This is a genomic window from Actinomyces sp. oral taxon 897 (assembly GCF_002999235.1).
Lineage (GTDB): Bacteria > Actinomycetota > Actinomycetes > Actinomycetales > Actinomycetaceae > Actinomyces.
On record NZ_CP027236.1, the window covers coordinates 531448 to 547149 of the forward strand.

Here is a 15702-nt window from a genome sequence, read left to right on the forward strand (position 1 = left end):
CGGGTCGTTGGCCCCAGCGGTGGGCGTTGACGGGATACACCCGTACACTCGGGTACGTGAGCGTGAGTCTTCCTGTACGTCCGGACCTGGTGGGGCAGAGTCCCTACGGTGCCCCTGAGCTGGACGTACCCGCACGCCTCAACGTCAACGAGAACCCCTACCCGCCCTCGCCCGCAGTCGTCAGGTCCGTCACCGACGCCGTGGCCCGGGCCGCCACGGGGCTCAACCGCTACCCGGACCGTGACTTCCCGGTCCTGCGCGCGGCCCTGGCCGACTACCTGGCCGCCGAGTCCGCGGTGCGCCTGCCCTGGGAGAACATCTGGGCCGCCAACGGCTCCAACGAGGTCATGCTCCACGTCCTCCAGGCCTTCGGCGGGCCGGGCCGCACCTGCCTGTCCTTCACCCCCACCTACTCCATGTACCCCGAGTACGCCCGGGACACCCTGACCACCTACGTCACCGGGCCGCGCCGGGAGGACCTGGCCCTGGACACGGGCGTCGTCACCGCCGCCATCGCCCGCCATCGCCCGGCCGTGGTCCTCCTGGCCAGCCCCAACAACCCCACCGGCACCGCCCTGGGGCTGGAGGACCTTACCACCGTGCTGGACGCCGCCCGTGGCAGCGGCCCGGTGGGCGCTGACGGCCCGACCGACGCCCTGGTCGTGGTGGACGAGGCCTACGGCGAGTTCCGCCGTCCCGGTACGCCCAGCGCCCTGGAGCTGCTGCGCGACGACGCCTACCCGCACCTGGCGGTGGCGCGCACCATGAGCAAGGCCTTTGGCATGGCCGGGCTGCGCCTGGGCTACCTGGCGGCCTGCCGGGCGGTGGTGGACGTCCTGCGCGTGGTCCGCCTGCCCTACCACCTCTCCGCGCTCACCCAGGCGGCGGCGTGCGCCGCCCTGGGGCACCGTGAGGAGCTCATGGCCCAGGTCGCCTCCCTGCGGGACGAGCGTGACGCCACCGTGACCTGGCTGCGCGCCCAGGGCCTGACCGCCTACGACTCCGACGCGAACTTCGTCCTGTTCGGCCACCTGCCCGACCGCCACGCCGTCTTCCGGGCCCTCCTGGGCCGCGGCGTCCTGGTGCGCGAGGTCGGTCCCGAGGGCTGCCTGCGGGTGTCCGTGGGGACCCCGGAGGAGATGGCCCTGTTCCGTGACGCCCTGGTCGGCGTGCTCGGCGACGTCGACCTGTCCCACGACGGCGCGCCCCGGGGAGCCGGCCGGGACGCCACCGCAACCACCCAGGAGCAGCTATGAGCCGTACCGCCCGTATTGAGCGGGTCACCAGCGAGTCCAGCGTCGTCGTCGAGCTCGACCTGGACGGCACCGGCGCCACGGACGTGGACACCACGGTGCCCTTCTACGACCACATGCTCACCGCCCTGGGCCGCCACTCCCTGATCGACCTGAAGGTGCGGGCCAGCGGGGACACCCACATTGACGTCCACCACACCGTGGAGGACACGGCCATCTGCATCGGCGAGGCCCTGCGCGTCGCCCTGGGTGACAAGCGCGGCATCCGGCGGTTCGGGCAGGCGTGCGTGCCCCTGGACGAGGCCCTGGCCGAGGCCGTGGTGGACATCTCGGGACGGCCCTACCTGGTCCACACCGGGGAGTCCGAGGCCTTTATCCACCACCTCATCGGCGGGCACTTCACCGGGTCCATGGTCCGCCACGTCCTGGAGGCCATCGCCTACCACGCCGGGATCTGCCTGCACGTGCGCGTCGTCTCCGGACGTGACCCTCATCATATTGCTGAAGCCGAGTTCAAGTCCCTGGCCCGCGCCCTGCGGGCCGCCGTGGAGGACGACCCCCGCGTGGACACCATCCCCTCAACCAAGGGAGCCCTGTCATGAGCCAGCCCACCAGTCCCTCCGGAGAGGAACGTGACCTTGACGCCGAGTTCGCCGCCCTCATGGGAGACCTTGACCTCCCGGCGGATCTGCGTCAGGACCTGGACGGGACGTCGGCCCCGGGCAGCCGGCTCGAGCTGGCCGCAGAAGGACCGCAGCCTCGGGAGGCGCCGCTGACCGGCCGGGTGGACCCCGACAGCGTGCCCCACAACACCTACAAGCCTCCCCAGGAGGACGAGCTCACCGAGGAGCAGCGCGCCCAGGTGGCTGCCCTGTCAGCCGCCCTGGACGCCGGCGTCCCCGAGGCCAGGGCCGTCAAGGTGGCCGTGGTCCTGACCCCGCTGACCAACGCGGAGGCGCTGGCCGCCCTGGTGTCCATGAGCGACCTGGACTGCGTGGTGGTCCCGGCCCGCTCGGGGGCGTTCGCGGTCAAGGAGTTCGTCTCCGCCCACGCCGAGTGGGACATCGAGGAGCTCCTGGGGGGCGCGGACACCGAGCCCGCCGAGGCCGCGGAGCTGGCCGCGACCCTCTCCCGCCTGTCCCGGGCCGGGGCGGTGCTCCTGACCGCCGACCTGGCCTCTGACGTGGGCGTGGAGTCCGGCCTGTCGGGCACCATCACCGCGCGCGGCTACGTGGGCGGCCAGGCGGGCCAGGAGGCCAGCGCCGGGCTCATCCTCTCCGGGGTGGACCAGGTGGTCGAGGACGTCCTGCTGGGCGTGACCAGGGCCGAGGACGTCCCCGGCGCCATGAGGTCCTCCGAGGTCAGGGTCCCCCGGACCATGCGCTGGCTCAGCCGGGGCCTGCGCCGCCCGTCCCAGGACTGAGGGCCCCAGGACTGAGGGCGCTGTCCCGGGCTGACGCCCGGGCCCGGCGGCGCGTGCCGGGACCCGGCCCGCCCGCCCCCACGAGGCGTCCGGTCTGGGCTGCGCCCTAGTCGCCCGCCTCCACCAGGCAGGAGAAGCCGCGCTGGCCGGCCGCCCACTGGGCCTCGCTGGGGCCCAGCACGTAGGTCTGGGCGTCCTCGTTGATGTCGGGGATGAGGGCACGGGCGAAGTCGATCCTGCACATCCGTGCGACCTGGGGATCCTGGGCCATGTCGTCATCCAGGGAGCTGGGTGTGGAGGGGTCCAGGGTCCCGACGGCGAAGACGGTCCAGGAGTGGTTCTTAGAGCAGCTGACGGCCTTGGCGGTGGAGCGGTCAGAGCTCGAGCTGAGCTTCTTCAGGCAGGTGCCTACCGCGTAGGGCGGCTCCGGGTTGATCTGCGGCTGGGGCGTGGGCGAGGGTACGGGCTCGGCGGGGCCGGTCGTGCTCACGCTGGGTGGCAGGGTGCTGTCGGCCTCAGCAGGACTGGCGGTGTCCTGGACGTCCTCGGTGGCCTCGTCACCGGGCGGGGTGGTCTCGGCAGGCTCCGAGGGGCTCGGGAGGCTCTCTGCCGTGCCCGGTACCGTCTCGGTGACAGAGGGTGTGCCGGAGGCCACCTGCGCGGTCTGCGCCCCCCACGCCCACCAGCCTCCCGCCACACCCAGGCACGCGCCCGCGACCAGCCCCGTCACCGTGCCCAGCGCCAGCGCCCGACGCCGCAGGGAGACCTCCCGCTCGGAGGCGGCGTAGGCGGACCCGTCCGGGGCCCCACGCCCCCGGTCCCCGTCGTCCGGCGTACCCGGGGGCGTGGGGCCCATGGCCCGTGTGGACGTCGGTGACCCCGGGGTGGGCGCCCCCTCAGGGGACCGGCTCAGGCGCAGGGTCGTGATCGGCCCGGTCACGGTCATACGGCCCTCGCCCAGGGCCTCGCGCAGGGTCGTCAGCACCGCCGTCAGCTCCTGGCCGTCGGCGAAGCGGTCGGACGGGTCGGGGGCCATGGCCCGGGCCAGGACGGGGACCATGGCGGCGGGCAGGAAGGGGCTGTCCAGGACCACGGGCTCGTTAATGCGCCCGACGATCTGGGTCAGGCTCTGGATCTGGCCGCCCTCTCCCCGCCGGGGCCCGTGCCCGGTGACCAGGGCCATGAGGACCGCCCCCATGGACCACACGTCCCCGGCGGGGGTGGGGGCGGCCAGGGCGAAGGCCTCAGGGGGCGCGTAGTCGGGGGTGAGGCACTCCAGGGTGACGGTGGGCTCCTGGCCCTCGCGCTGGATGGCGGCGATGCCGAAGTCCGACAGCCGGGGTGAGCCGTAGGAGTCCAGCAGGATATTGCCCGGCTTGACGTCGCGGTGGAGTACCCCGGCGCCGTGGGCGGCGCCCAGGGCGGAGGCCGCCGCCTCAATGAGGGCCACGGCGTCGGAGGCGGGTATCGGACCCTGGTCGATCATGTCGGCCAGGTTGCCTCCGTCACAGCGCTCCATGACCAGGTAGGGGCGTCCGTCCTCCAGGACCCCGGTGTCAATGAGGGAGACCACGTGGGGGTGGCCGGAGATCCGGCTGGACGCCTGCACCTCGCGCAGGAACCGGCGGCGGTTGCGCGGGTCGTCCAGGGCGCGGGAGTCGACCTTGACGGCGACGGGCCGCTCCAGGGAGACCTGCGTGCCCGAGTAGACGGTGGCGAAGCCGCCCCGCCCCAGGACGCCGTCGAGGCGGACACCGGGGATCGGGGGCAGTGCGGCAGCGGGTACCAGGGGTCTCACAGGATTATCCTCGCCTACCCCCAGCTCCTGGTCGCGGCGCCTCGCCGTGACCCCGTCGGGGGCTGACGCGGCCCGCCGTCGTCGGTACCCTACGGTTATGAGGCAGCCCAGAGTCGTCGTCCTGAGCTATGGCAGCGGCAACGTACGCTCGGCCGTACGCGCCCTGGAACGGGTGGGTGCCAGCGTGGAGCTCACGGCTGAGCCCGCCGCCGTGGAGGGCGCCGACGGCCTCCTCGTGCCGGGAGTCGGCGCCTTCGGGGCGGTCATGGACCAGCTCGCCGCCGTCCACGCCCCCCGTCTCATTGAGCGGCGCCTGGCCGGCGGACGGCCGGTCCTGGGCATCTGCGTAGGCATGCAGGTCATGTTCGAGTCCAGCCAGGAGCACGGCACCGCACGCCGGGGCCTGGCGCAGTGGCCCGGGACCGTGCGTCGCCTCAACGCCCCGGTGGTGCCCCACATGGGCTGGTCGCCGGTGCGCCCGGCGCGGGGAACCGTCCTGTTCCAGGGCGTGGAGGGGGAGCGCTTCTACTTCGTCCACTCCTACGCCGCCACCACCGACCCCGCCGGGCTCATGGACGCTGGCCCCATGCGCCTGCCCCTGGCCACCTGGGCCACGCACGGGGAGGACTTCGTCGCCGCCGTCGAGAACGGGGCCCTGTGCGCCACCCAGTTCCACCCGGAGAAGTCCGGGGACGCGGGGGCGCAGCTCCTGCGCAACTGGCTGACTACCCTGTGATCCTGCCCACCGCCCTCGGAGCAGCCGACGGCGTCCCCTGACAAACCGTGAGAGAGGCCTCATGACCACCTGGATCGTCCAGCCCCCTGTTCCACGACACATCCCTCCTCTCGTCCTGCTACCCGCCGTGGACGTCGCCGGCGGCAAGGCCGTCCGCCTGCTCCAGGGCGAGGCCGGTTCGGAGACCGACTACGGCAGCCCCGTGGAGGCGGCCCGAGACTGGGTAAAGGCCGGGGCGGAGTGGATCCACCTGGTGGACCTCGACGCTGCCTTCGGGCGCGGCTCCAACGCCGCCCTCCTGGCCCGCATCGTCGGGGAGGTCGGGATCAAGGTCGAGCTCTCCGGGGGTATTCGTGACGACGCCTCCCTGTCCCGGGCCCTGGCCGCCGGGGCGGCCCGGGTCAACCTGGGCACCGCCGCCCTGGAGGACCCGGTGTGGACCGGGCGCGTCATCGCCGAGCACGGGGAGAGGATCGCCGTGGGCCTGGACGTGCGCGGCACCACCCTGGCGGCCCGGGGCTGGACCAGGCAGGGTGGTGAGCTGTGGGACGTCCTGGACCGGCTCAACTCCGCCGGCTGCGTCCGGTACGTGGTCACCGACGTCACCAAGGACGGCACCCTGAGCGGATCCAATACCGAGCTCCTGCAGCAGGTCGCCGCCCGGACCGACGCCGCCGTGGTGGCCTCCGGCGGTATCGCCCACCTGTCCGACATCGCGGCCCTGGCGGGCCTGGTCCCCCAGGGCATTGAGGGCGCCATCGTGGGCAAGGCCCTCTACAACGGCAACTTCACCCTGCCCGACGCCCTGGCCGTGGCCCGCAGGGAGCGGGTCGTCTAGGGGCCTGGCGGCGGACGACGTCGCAGGGGCCGACGACCGCCCGCGGGCTCGGCATCAGGGATGTAGTCGTCTACGGGCGGGCGGCCTGGGTTCCCGCGGGCTCGGCGCCAGGGGCGTGGCGCGTGTCCTGTCAGCCCCGACTGGTCGCGGGCGGGGTGCGTGCTCGGCAGAGGGTGGGGCGCCCACCGTCCGGGACCTCATTGAGCGCGAGGCGGGGCCCTGCTCGGCAGGGGACGTGTGGCAGGCGGTAGCGTGGCGCCGTGAGCGAGTCAGTACCACCCCCGGACGCCCCCAGCACCCCGGGGCAGGAGCCTGCTGGCGTCGGGCACGGCCTCCAGGGCGCGGACCCGCAGGCACCACAGCCTGCCGCGTCCCCGCCCACCCCCGGGGACGTGCCCCGGGCACTGCCCGGGCCGCGACCCGCGTCCCCGCCCACCCCGGGGGACGCGGCCATGGCCCGTGCCTGGAGCACGGGCGCCCGGGCCGCCCGTCAGGCCGGCGGGCGCCTGGAGGTGCCCCTGGCCGAGGCCGACGTCCTGGCCCGCGCCCAGGCGGCCCGGGCCAAGATGCAGCGGCTGCTGTCGTCCCCCACGCCCTTCTCCGGGGACGACGGCGCCGCCGACCCGGCCGTGGCACGGGCCCTGGACGCGCTGGACGCCGGGAACCAGCCCCGCCACCTGCTCCTGGAGCGCCTGTGGTCGGCCCTGGCCGCCAGCCGGGTCATCGTGCCCGTGGAGGCCCACGCCCTGCCCGCCCGGACACGACCGGCAGGACCGACGCCCGGCGGGAAGGCGTCCACGCACCCGGTGCACACCGCCGACGCCTCCCGCGACGCCGCCACCCTGGCCGTCGAGCTGCCCGACGGGCACATTGCCCTGCCGGTCTTCACCAGCGTGGGCGCCATGCTCGCCTGGCGCGCCGACGTGCGCCCCGTGCCGGTGGAGCCGCGCCGCGCCGCGGTGGTGGCCTACGAGCACACCGACCAGCTGTGGGTCCTGGACCCCGGTACCCGGGACCTGCGCCTTCCCCGGCCCGCGGTGGTGGCCCTGGCAGGCGGGGAGGACTGGGTCCCCTCCTGGCGCAGCACCCTCATCCAGGACGAGCTCACCGCCCAGCTCAGCGGCCTGGAGGGGGTCACGGCGGTGGCCTTTGCCCCCGGGCAGGCGTCCGAGCTGCGGATCCTCCTGCGCGTGGACGCCTCCGCCGGGCGCGGCGCGGTGGCTGACACGCTGGCGGCCTGCCAGGAGGTCCTGGTCAACCCCGCCTGGGGCGAGCTCATTGACACCGTCGAGCTCGTCCCCCTGCCGGCCTGAGGCGTGCGGGCTCCTGCCCGTCCTGCCCTGCCCCCCTGCCCCGTCCTACCCCCATGTCACCGGGGACGTACCTTAGCTGGCGGCGACGTACCCTAAAGGTACGTTGCCAATGACTAGGGTGCGTCCTCGATGGCTAAGGTACGTCCCCGATGACTAAGGCGCTTAAGTACGTCCCCGGGAGACGGCGGGGCGGCGTCCTGCGCTAACCTGACACAGGTTCTTCGTTACCCCGCCCCAGGAGCCCAGATGCGTTCCCGTCTCCCCTGTCTGCTGGCCGCTGTGCTCGCTGCCGCCATGCCCCTGTCCGCCTGCTCCTCGCCCGGTGACGGCGATCAGGGGGTGCCGGCGTCGTCTGGTACCGGAGCGGACACGGTCAGTAGCGACTCCTCCCTGGACGCCCGCTACGGCCAGGGTGCCTACGGGGCCTGGAGCGTGGAGCTCCCGGGGGACCCGCACGACACAGAGGCCTACGGTATGCGTGAGAGCAGGATGCCGGGGAGTCCTGACACCAGCCGGCACCAGAGCACCCAGATCTGGGTCGATGACGCCGGGGACACGGCCGTCATGAGCGTCGAGCCCTACTACTACGCCACGACCCTGACCGGTGTGAACCTGGCGGACGGGTCGGTCGCCTGGAGCCTCAGCCTCAGGGACCACCGCTTCCGTACGGCCGACGACGGGGTCCACGGCAAGGAGCTGCAGGACCACGAGCTGGAGGCTCCCCGATCCCCCGAGGTCCACTGCCTGCCCCAGACGGTGGCTGACCACGTGGTCTGCGACCGGGTCGGTCTCATTGACATGACCGACGGCAGCGTGACCCCCATTGCCGCCGGGGCGGACTTCAAGGGCGTCTACCAGGGGACGGTGGTCGGCAACGTCTTTGACGGCTCCGGCTACGCCCCGGCGGGGGTCGCTGCCTGGGACGTCTCGGGCAGGGAGATCTGGCGGGTCAACGGCCTGGGGATCGGCCGCAGCGGGGTCGGGGAGGGCTGGCTGGTCGCCGAGGTCCTGGGCGGCCAGGGCGGTAAGTGGTCCGTCCTCAGGACCGCCGACGGCTCGCAGTCAGGTGAGGTAACCATGAAGGGCACCGCCTACGTAGGCGCCTCAGACCGAGGACCGCTCAGTCTGACTGCCGGGCAGTCCCTTCGTGACGTCAGCGTGACCCTGTACGACCAGGCGGGGCACGAGGTCTCCTCCTACAGCGGCACCACGGCCGTCGCCCTGGGTGTCCAGGCGTCGTTCGTGGACTACATGCTGGAGGAGGCGCCTGCGCGTCCCCTCTCCTACGACGCCTTGACCACCATGCTGGGCTCCCAGAAGGAGGCGTCGTGGCTCGGCCACGCCGACGCCCAGTGGTGGTGGCGGGAACGGGCACGGCAGGACCAGCGCAGCGACTACGTCACAGGGGCTGTCCGGGCCCAGGCCCCCGACACCGTCTTCCCCGTCCAGAGCCTCCACGGGACGGCCGGGAGCACAGTGGTCGGCCAGGGGGACGGCGGCCTCGGCGCCTATGACGTCTCCACCGCCGAGCCCGTGTGGACCCTGGGCACGCCCAGGACCAGCCGCTACTCGCCCACGACCACCAGGGGCGGCTCCCTCCTCTTCTACGTGGACAAGTCCGGGGCCGGCAGCCCGGTCACCGTGACCCTCCTGGCTCCCGGTCTGCCCACGGGCCCGGGTGCCACCGCGGGTGCTGACGGCGCTGGTGGCCGCTACACCTGGCAGCCGGCGACCAGCGGACCCGCCTCCACCCTGGTCTCCGTCCTGGGCGCCGCGCCTACGAGCGCGGCCGCGAGCGCCGTCCCCTCCGGTCCCGCCAGCTCCGCCCCGCCGGACCGGCCGTCGACACCGCCCTCCGCCCCGCCGTCGACCCCGCCGGACCGACCCTGGCCGACCCCGGAGCGGGTCACGACGGCCTCCTTGATACTCTTTGGTGGACGTCGGGCACCCTGGGCACCAGCCGCTTAGCTGCTTCTCATCACTCCTCCGGTTGTGCTGGAATAGCCGGCATGACCCCCAGCACCCACCCACCGCACCTCCCTGCCGGGGTGCGGGAAGCGTCCCGTCCCCTGGTCAGCGTCCAGGACCTGAGCGTGGGCTACGGGCAGGTGGCGGTGTGCGGTCCGGCCACCTTCAGTCTCACCGAGGGGGAGGTCCTGGCCCTGGTCGGGGTCAACGGGGCGGGCAAGTCGACCCTCCTGCGTACCGTGCTGGGGCTGCTGCCGCCCCTGTCGGGGCAGGTGCGCCTCATGGGGCGCGTCCCCGACCCGCGCCGGGCCAGCCAGCGTGCCGCCGTGGCCGCCGACCTGGGCCAGGAGTCCTTCTTCCCGACCCTGACCGTGGCCGAGCACCTGGGACTGGTGTGCTACGGGCACGGCGTGCCCGACCCCGCCGGGACGGTCGCCGACCTGCTGCAGGACCTGGGGCTCGGCGCCCTGGCCGGGGCCCTGCCCGAGGAGCTCTCCAGCGGGCAGAGGCGGCGCCTGGCCCTGGCCTCGGTCCTGGCCCGGCCCCGCACCCTGCTGGTGCTGGACGAGCCCGAGCAGCGCCTGGACCGTCCCACGCGCCAGACCCTCGTGGACTACCTGGTGGAGGAGCGCGACTGCGGCGGGACGGTGCTCATGGTCTCCCACGACCCCGAGGTGGTGCGTGGTGCCGCCACCCGGACGGTCCTGGTGGGCCAGGACACCCGGGAGGTGGACGTGGCCGAGGGCGTGCGCGCCATGGAGGAGGGCGCCCGGTGAGCGTCCTGGAGCCCGGCAGCAGGCGTACGTGGGCCCGGGTGCCCGACGGCGCGGCCGTGCGCGCCTGGACACGCCGGCGTACCCGGCGCCACCGCAGGGGGCTGTGGGCCCTGGTCGGTGACGTCTACACCGCCTTGTTCGCCGTGGCCATGAGCGGGGCCCTGACGGCACCCCACCTGGGGCGCCTCGTACCCGGCCAGCAGGTGCGCCTGGCTGACGGCACGCTCACGGGGGCGGGCGCCGACCCGGCCTGGGTCGTGCTGGCGGTCCTCCTGGCCGCCCTGGCCCCGGCGCTCTGGCCCCTGCGGCGTCTGGGCCCTCTCTTCCTGAGGCCGGACCAGGCCGCCTGGTGGCTGCCCCTGCCGGCGGACCGCAGCGGGCTGCTGGCCCCGGTGCTGCGGGTCGAGGCGGCCGTGGCGCTCGCGTCGGGGGCCGCCTGCGGGGCGCTGCTGGGGGTGCTGGCCGGGGCAGGGGCCTGGGGGGCGACGGCGTGGTCGCTCCTGGTGGGGGTCGGGACCGCGGGTGTCGTGCTGCTCCTGGTCTGCGACCAGCTCTCCCGGCGGGAGCCGACGGCCCTCACGGCGGTCCTGGTCCTGGCCGGTACGGCCGCCCTGGCCGCCGCCTTCCTGACGCCCTTCCCCCGCAGCGGGTCGGCCAGCTCAGGCCTGGCCGTGGCCGGGGTGGTGGGGGCGGTCCTGCTCCTGGGCGCGTGGAGGAGGGCGCGTGCCGGCCTGGACGTGCTGCGCGACCGTGACCTGCTGGAGGTCGTGGCGCGTTCCTTCGGTGCGCACGTCTCCCTCCTGGCCCTGGACACCCGGGCCCTGGGACGCCTCCTGAGCCCCCCGCCGAGGCTCCCGGCGCCGGGACGCCGCGGCGGCCCGCCCCTGCTGCGCCGGGGACGTCGCCTGCCGCTGCGCCTGCGCCCCCTGGCGGTCGTGGCCCAGGTGGACGCCCTCGTGCTCTGGCGCCAGCCGCGCCGTGCCCTCCAGCTGCTCGTGGGCCTCCTCCTGGTCCTCCTGGCCGGGGTGGTCCAGGTCGGCCGCCTCCTCCCGGCGGCCGTGGTCCTGCTGGGGGCCTTGACCGCCGTCCTGGCGGTGGCCGAGCCGGCCCGGCAGGCCTGGTTCGACGTCGGGGCCCAGGCCGGCCTGCCCGCCTCGCCTTGGGCGCTGCGGGCGGGGCACCTGCTCGTCCCCGCGGGCGTCATGACGCTGTGGGCCGGCGCCTGCGTCCTGCCCCTGACCGCCGGCCGGGACCTGGCCGGGTGGGGGAGTGGCCCGGCCCTGGCCCTCCTGGCCGGGGTGGGCTGGGGCGGGGCCGCGGTGGCCTGCGGGCTACGGCCCGTACCCGACTTCTCCGTCGGGCTGGTCGCCTCCCCGGTCGGCTCCCTGCCGCCGGCGGTGGGGCAGATGCTCCTGGGGGCCCTGGCGCCCTGCGTGGTGGTCAGCCTGCCGGTGGTGCTCCTGGTCCTGGGCGGGACGGTGACCCCCGGGCTGCTGGGGATCCAGGCGGTGCTCAGCGGCGCCGTCGTCCTGTGGAGCCTGTGGGTGCCTCGTGACGGGGGCGAGTAGCCTCCCGGCAGAAGACGCCGTAGTGGTGAGGGTCACGAAAAAGTGTGTCGGCGTCGGATTGAGGTAGGAGCGTGACCTTCTGGTACCCTGTCCCCTGATCGACCGGGATCCGTCCCGGCACGCAAGCGGAGAGATCCCACCTGGGTTCCCTGTAGACGGGAGCCGGGTTCGTGCGAGGGCTCAAGGCCCTCCGTGGTCCGTCGGCCCCGTGCCGACTGCCGTGCTCGTCAGAGGCCTCCGCTGCATGTCATGGAGCGGGGGCCTTCTCCGTCCCAGCGGTCATGAGCCACTTAGTAGTGAGGAACAGCCATCAGCGAGCCCCGTATCAATGAACGGATCCGCGTCCCCGAGGTGCGTCTTGTCGGCCCCGGCGGCGAGCAGGTCGGCATCGTCCGCGTGGAGGATGCCCTGCGTCTGGCGGAGGAGGCTGACCTCGACCTGGTTGAGGTCGCCCCTGACGCCCGCCCCCCCGTGGCGCGTCTCATGGACTACGGCAAGTTCAAGTACGAGTCGGCCATGAAGGCACGTGACGCCCGGCGCAACCAGGCCAACACCCAGCTCAAGGAGATCCAGTTCCGGCCCAAGATCGACGAGCACGACTACGGCACCAAGATCGGCCACGTCAGGCGTTTCCTGACCGGCGGGGACAAGGTCAAGTGCATTGTCCGCTTCCGCGGCCGGGAGCAGTCCCGCCCCGAGCTGGGCATCCGCCTGCTCCAGCGGGTCGCCTCGGAGGTCGCCGAGCTGGCCACGATCGAGTCCCACCCCCGGCAGGACGGCCGCAATATGGTCATGGTCCTGGCCCCCACGCGCAAGAAGGCCGAGGTCAAGTCCGACCAGCGGCGTCGCCGTGAGGAGGCGCGGGCCAGCCGCCGGGCCGAGAAGCACGCCGCCAAGGCCTCCCGTGCCGCCGAGCAGGCGGGCGCCCAGGCCGCCTCCCGGCAGCGCTGAGGCGCCGCCGCGACCACGGGACCACCACACCCACCCCCTGGCCAAAGTCAGCGGGGTCCGCAGCCCCGGGACCACCCGGTGGCCGAGAAGAGGAAAAACACATGCCGAAGATGAAGACGCACTCCGGTGCCAAGAAGCGCTTCCGCGTCACCGGTAGCGGCAGGCTCATGCGTGAGCAGGCCAACAAGCGCCACCTGCTGGAAGTCAAGTCCTCGCGGCGTAAGCGCAAGCTCTCCCGGGACCAGCCGGTCGCCCCCGCCGACGTCCGCCAGGTCAAGAAGCTGCTCGGCCGCTGAGCCGGCCCCTACCCAGTCTTAAGGAGTTCTCGTCATGGCACGTGTCAAGCGGTCTGTCAACGCCCGCAAGAAGCGCCGTTCCGTCCTGGAGCAGGCCTCGGGCTACCGCGGGCAGCGTTCGCGTCTCTACCGCAAGGCCAAGGAGCAGGTCACCCACTCCGGCGTCTACGCCTTCCGTGACCGCCGCGCCCGCAAGGGCGACTTCCGCCGCCTGTGGATCCAGCGCATTAACGCCGCCGCCCGGGCCGAGGGCCTGACCTACAACCGTTTCATCCAGGGCCTGGGCCTGGCCGGGGTGGAGGTGGACCGCCGCATGCTGGCCGAGCTGGCCGTCAACGAGCCCGCCGCCTTCTCCGCCCTGGTGGACACCGCGCGCGAGGCCCTGCCGCGGGACGTCAACGCCCCCCGGGCCTGATCCGCCCGCAACGCCAGGTCCTGCACGACGGCGCCGCCCACCCCGGGCGGCGCCGTCGTCTTTACGTGTCCGCACGCCCTGGCCCGCCAGGCACGTGGTCACCCACCGCGGGCCCGCCTGCCCACCGGCCCCGGGGCGCACGCCCTGGCCCGCCTCAGGCACGTGGTCACCCGCCCCGGGACCGTGGCGTGTGTGCGGGCGCATACCCGTCTCCTGTTGCGTGCCCTCGACCGATCCGTTAGCGTCTTACTCGTCACCACCTACCGGTGGTGCCCCGAGGATGCCGCCTAGCGGTACGGTTCCCTGCCTAAGGAGGTCTGGCGTGCGCATGTGGATGTGTTGCTGTAGCTGTCGCTGAGACAGCCCTACCAAGCAACCCCTTCTCCGTAAGAGAGTCCACAATATGAGCACCCAGCCCCCAGCTCCCGAGCAGTCCGCTACCCCCGACCCGGATGTCCCGGACGTCCTCGTCAGCCTCGTCGACGTCACCAAGTACTACGGTGACTTCAAGGCCCTCGATGCCGTCTCCCTGGACGTCCACCGCGGTGAGGCCGTCGCCATTATCGGCGCCTCCGGGTCGGGCAAGTCCACCCTGTGTCGCACCATTAACCGCCTGGAGACCATCCAGGAGGGGACGATCACCATCGACGGTGAGCGTCTCCCCGAGGAGGGCAGGGACCTGACCCGCCTGCGCGCCGAGGTCGGCATGGTCTTCCAGTCCTTCAACCTCTTCCCCCACCGGAGCGTCCTGGACAATATCACCCTGGCCCCCACCCGTGTGCGCAAGGTGCCCAGGGCCAGGGCCGAGGCGCGCGCCCACGAGCTCCTGGAGCGGGTCGGCCTGGCCGACCAGGCGGGTAAGCGTCCCGCCCAGCTCTCCGGCGGCCAGGCCCAGCGCGTGGCCATTGCCCGCGCCCTGGCCATGGATCCCAAGATCATGCTCTTCGACGAGCCCACCTCCGCCCTGGACCCCGAGCTCGTCGGGGAGGTCCTCGACGTCATCCAGGACCTGGCCACCACCGGCATGACCATGCTCATTGTCACCCACGAGATGGGGTTCGCCCGCAAGGTCGCCGACAGGATCGTCTTCATGGACGGCGGCCAGATTATCGAGCAGGGCGCCCCCGAGGCCTTCTTCACCTCCCCGCGCACCGCGCGCGCCCGCGACTTCCTGTCCAAGGTCCTGCCCCGCTGAGCCCCACCGGGACCAGCAGGGGCCACCTCCCACCATCGACCGGCAGCACGCCACCACCGGGCCGTCACCGGCCTGAGGTGCCCGGGGCCGGCAGATCTCCCCACCCGAGTCCCGTACCGGGGCCGTACGAAACGAGGAACACATGACCACCACACCCCTGACCCTGACCCGTCGTGGTGCCCTGGGCGCTGCCGGTGCTGCCGGGCTCATGGCCCTCCTGGCTGCCTGTGCGGACACCGGTGCGGACGGCAAGGCCGTGTCCACCGCCTCGGGCTCAGGCTCCGGAGCGGACTACCTTACCGCCGTGACCTCCGGGCCCGTGGCCACCGCGGACGTCGTGGCCGCCTCCACCTGGGCCTCCGCGGTCAAGCAGGCCGGTACCCTCAGGATCGGCGGGACCCGCACCTCCCTGGTCTTCAGCCAGGAGGACCCCGCCACCAAGAAGGTCACCGGCTTCGACGCCGCCCTGTCCCAGGCCCTGGCCCGCTACGTCCTGGGCGGCGACGACCCCCAGGCCCTGGTCGAGATCACCCAGGCCACCTCCGACACCCGCGAGACCCTCATCCAGAACGGGACCGTGGACGCGGTCTTCGCCACCTACACCATTACCCCCGAGCGGGCCCAGAAGATCTCCTTCGCCGGCCCCTACTACGCCTCCGGCCAGGCCATCTTGGTCAAGTCGGACAACTCCACCATCACCGGCGTGGAGTCCCTGACCGCCGACGTCAAGGTCGCGGTCCAGTCCGGCTCCTCCTCCGGGCCGGCCCTGGCCAAGGCCGGGTCGACCACCAAGCCCATTGAGTTCGAGGACGACTCCAAGTGCGTGGCCGCCCTCCAGGCCAACCAGGTGGACGCCTACGTGGTGGACCAGGCCCTGCTCCTGTCCCACGTGGCCACCAACAGCGACCTCAAGATCGTGGGCGAGCCCTTCACCACCGACCCCTACGGCATCGGCCTGCCCAAGGACTCCGACGCCCAGAGCTTCGTCAACACCTTCCTGAGGACCATTGAGGACGACGGCACCTGGAAGCGCATCTGGGAGGCGACCATCGGCAAGATCACCGGCGGCACCGCCCCCACCCCGCCCGAGATCGGCTCCGTGCCGGGCTCGCAGGCCGCGACGCCGCAGGCCACCGACAGTCCCGAGGCCACCGCGAGTGCCACGAGCTGAG

The 15702-nt window shown here is 73.2% G+C and carries 15 protein-coding genes; 14 read left to right on the forward strand and 1 reads right to left on the reverse strand.

Annotated features, from left to right (window positions below; genetic code table 11):
* Nucleotides 1-56: 56 nt before the first annotated feature.
* From C3V41_RS02140 to C3V41_RS02150, 3 genes are read left to right on the forward strand one after another with little or no spacing between them, the layout of a single operon-like run.
* Entirely contained in the window at nucleotides 57-1256 is a 1200-nt protein-coding gene (locus C3V41_RS02140) for a histidinol-phosphate transaminase (RefSeq protein ID WP_106108907.1), read from the forward strand.
* Entirely contained in the window at nucleotides 1253-1855 is a 603-nt protein-coding gene (gene hisB / locus C3V41_RS02145; RefSeq protein WP_106108908.1) for an imidazoleglycerol-phosphate dehydratase HisB, read from the forward strand. The genes C3V41_RS02140 and hisB overlap by 4 nt, the downstream gene beginning before the upstream one ends.
* Entirely contained in the window at nucleotides 1852-2676 is an 825-nt protein-coding gene (locus C3V41_RS02150) for a hypothetical protein (protein WP_106108909.1), read from the forward strand. The genes hisB and C3V41_RS02150 overlap by 4 nt, the downstream gene beginning before the upstream one ends.
* Before the next feature lie 106 nt (nucleotides 2677-2782).
* Here the strand turns inward: C3V41_RS02150 and C3V41_RS02155 are convergent, their stop codons facing one another.
* On the reverse strand, nucleotides 2783-4474 hold the full coding sequence (locus tag C3V41_RS02155; RefSeq protein WP_246742077.1) for a serine/threonine-protein kinase: 1692 nt from the start codon (nucleotides 4472-4474) through the stop codon (nucleotides 2783-2785).
* A gap of 97 nt (nucleotides 4475-4571) precedes the next feature.
* Here C3V41_RS02155 and hisH point away from each other — a divergent pair, with 97 nt between their 5' ends.
* From hisH to C3V41_RS02210, 11 genes are all read left to right on the forward strand, one after another.
* The gene (hisH, locus tag C3V41_RS02160; protein WP_106108910.1) at nucleotides 4572-5210 is read left to right on the forward strand and encodes an imidazole glycerol phosphate synthase subunit HisH; all 639 of its coding nucleotides are present in this window, start codon (nucleotides 4572-4574) and stop codon (nucleotides 5208-5210) included.
* 61 nt (nucleotides 5211-5271) lie between these two features.
* The gene (gene priA / locus C3V41_RS02165) at nucleotides 5272-6048 is read left to right on the forward strand and encodes a bifunctional 1-(5-phosphoribosyl)-5-((5-phosphoribosylamino)methylideneamino)imidazole-4-carboxamide isomerase/phosphoribosylanthranilate isomerase PriA (RefSeq protein ID WP_106108911.1); all 777 of its coding nucleotides are present in this window, start codon (nucleotides 5272-5274) and stop codon (nucleotides 6046-6048) included.
* A 536-nt stretch (nucleotides 6049-6584) separates the two neighbouring features.
* Nucleotides 6585-7361 (forward strand): SseB family protein, encoded by a 777-nt coding sequence (locus tag C3V41_RS02170; RefSeq protein ID WP_106110602.1) that lies wholly within the window; start codon nucleotides 6585-6587, stop codon nucleotides 7359-7361.
* Nucleotides 7362-7607: 246 nt separating this feature from the next.
* Nucleotides 7608-9329: a hypothetical protein gene (locus C3V41_RS02175; RefSeq protein ID WP_106108912.1), complete on the forward strand. Its 1722-nt coding sequence runs from the start codon at nucleotides 7608-7610 to the stop codon at nucleotides 9327-9329.
* A gap of 41 nt (nucleotides 9330-9370) precedes the next feature.
* Nucleotides 9371-10105: an ABC transporter ATP-binding protein gene (locus C3V41_RS02180; protein WP_106108913.1), complete on the forward strand. Its 735-nt coding sequence runs from the start codon at nucleotides 9371-9373 to the stop codon at nucleotides 10103-10105.
* Nucleotides 10102-11673, forward strand: a complete 1572-nt coding sequence (locus tag C3V41_RS02185) for a DUF6297 family protein (RefSeq protein ID WP_106108914.1) — start codon at nucleotides 10102-10104, stop codon at nucleotides 11671-11673. The genes C3V41_RS02180 and C3V41_RS02185 overlap by 4 nt, the downstream gene beginning before the upstream one ends.
* A 324-nt stretch (nucleotides 11674-11997) precedes the next feature.
* Nucleotides 11998-12624 carry a translation initiation factor IF-3 gene (infC, locus tag C3V41_RS02190; RefSeq protein ID WP_281433047.1) on the forward strand — a complete coding sequence of 209 codons (627 nt, stop codon included), beginning with the start codon at nucleotides 11998-12000 and terminating at the stop codon, nucleotides 12622-12624.
* A gap of 101 nt (nucleotides 12625-12725) precedes the next feature.
* Nucleotides 12726-12920 (forward strand): 50S ribosomal protein L35, encoded by a 195-nt coding sequence (rpmI, locus tag C3V41_RS02195; protein WP_106108916.1) that lies wholly within the window; start codon nucleotides 12726-12728, stop codon nucleotides 12918-12920.
* A gap of 34 nt (nucleotides 12921-12954) precedes the next feature.
* Nucleotides 12955-13335 carry a 50S ribosomal protein L20 gene (rplT, locus tag C3V41_RS02200; protein WP_106108917.1) on the forward strand — a complete coding sequence of 127 codons (381 nt, stop codon included), beginning with the start codon at nucleotides 12955-12957 and terminating at the stop codon, nucleotides 13333-13335.
* Nucleotides 13336-13738: 403 nt separating this feature from the next.
* Nucleotides 13739-14530: an amino acid ABC transporter ATP-binding protein gene (locus C3V41_RS02205; RefSeq protein ID WP_106108918.1), complete on the forward strand. Its 792-nt coding sequence runs from the start codon at nucleotides 13739-13741 to the stop codon at nucleotides 14528-14530.
* A 142-nt stretch (nucleotides 14531-14672) separates the two neighbouring features.
* Nucleotides 14673-15701, forward strand: coding sequence for a glutamate ABC transporter substrate-binding protein (locus C3V41_RS02210; protein WP_106108919.1), 1029 nt, complete (start codon nucleotides 14673-14675; stop codon nucleotides 15699-15701).
* Nucleotide 15702: the final 1 nt, after the last annotated feature.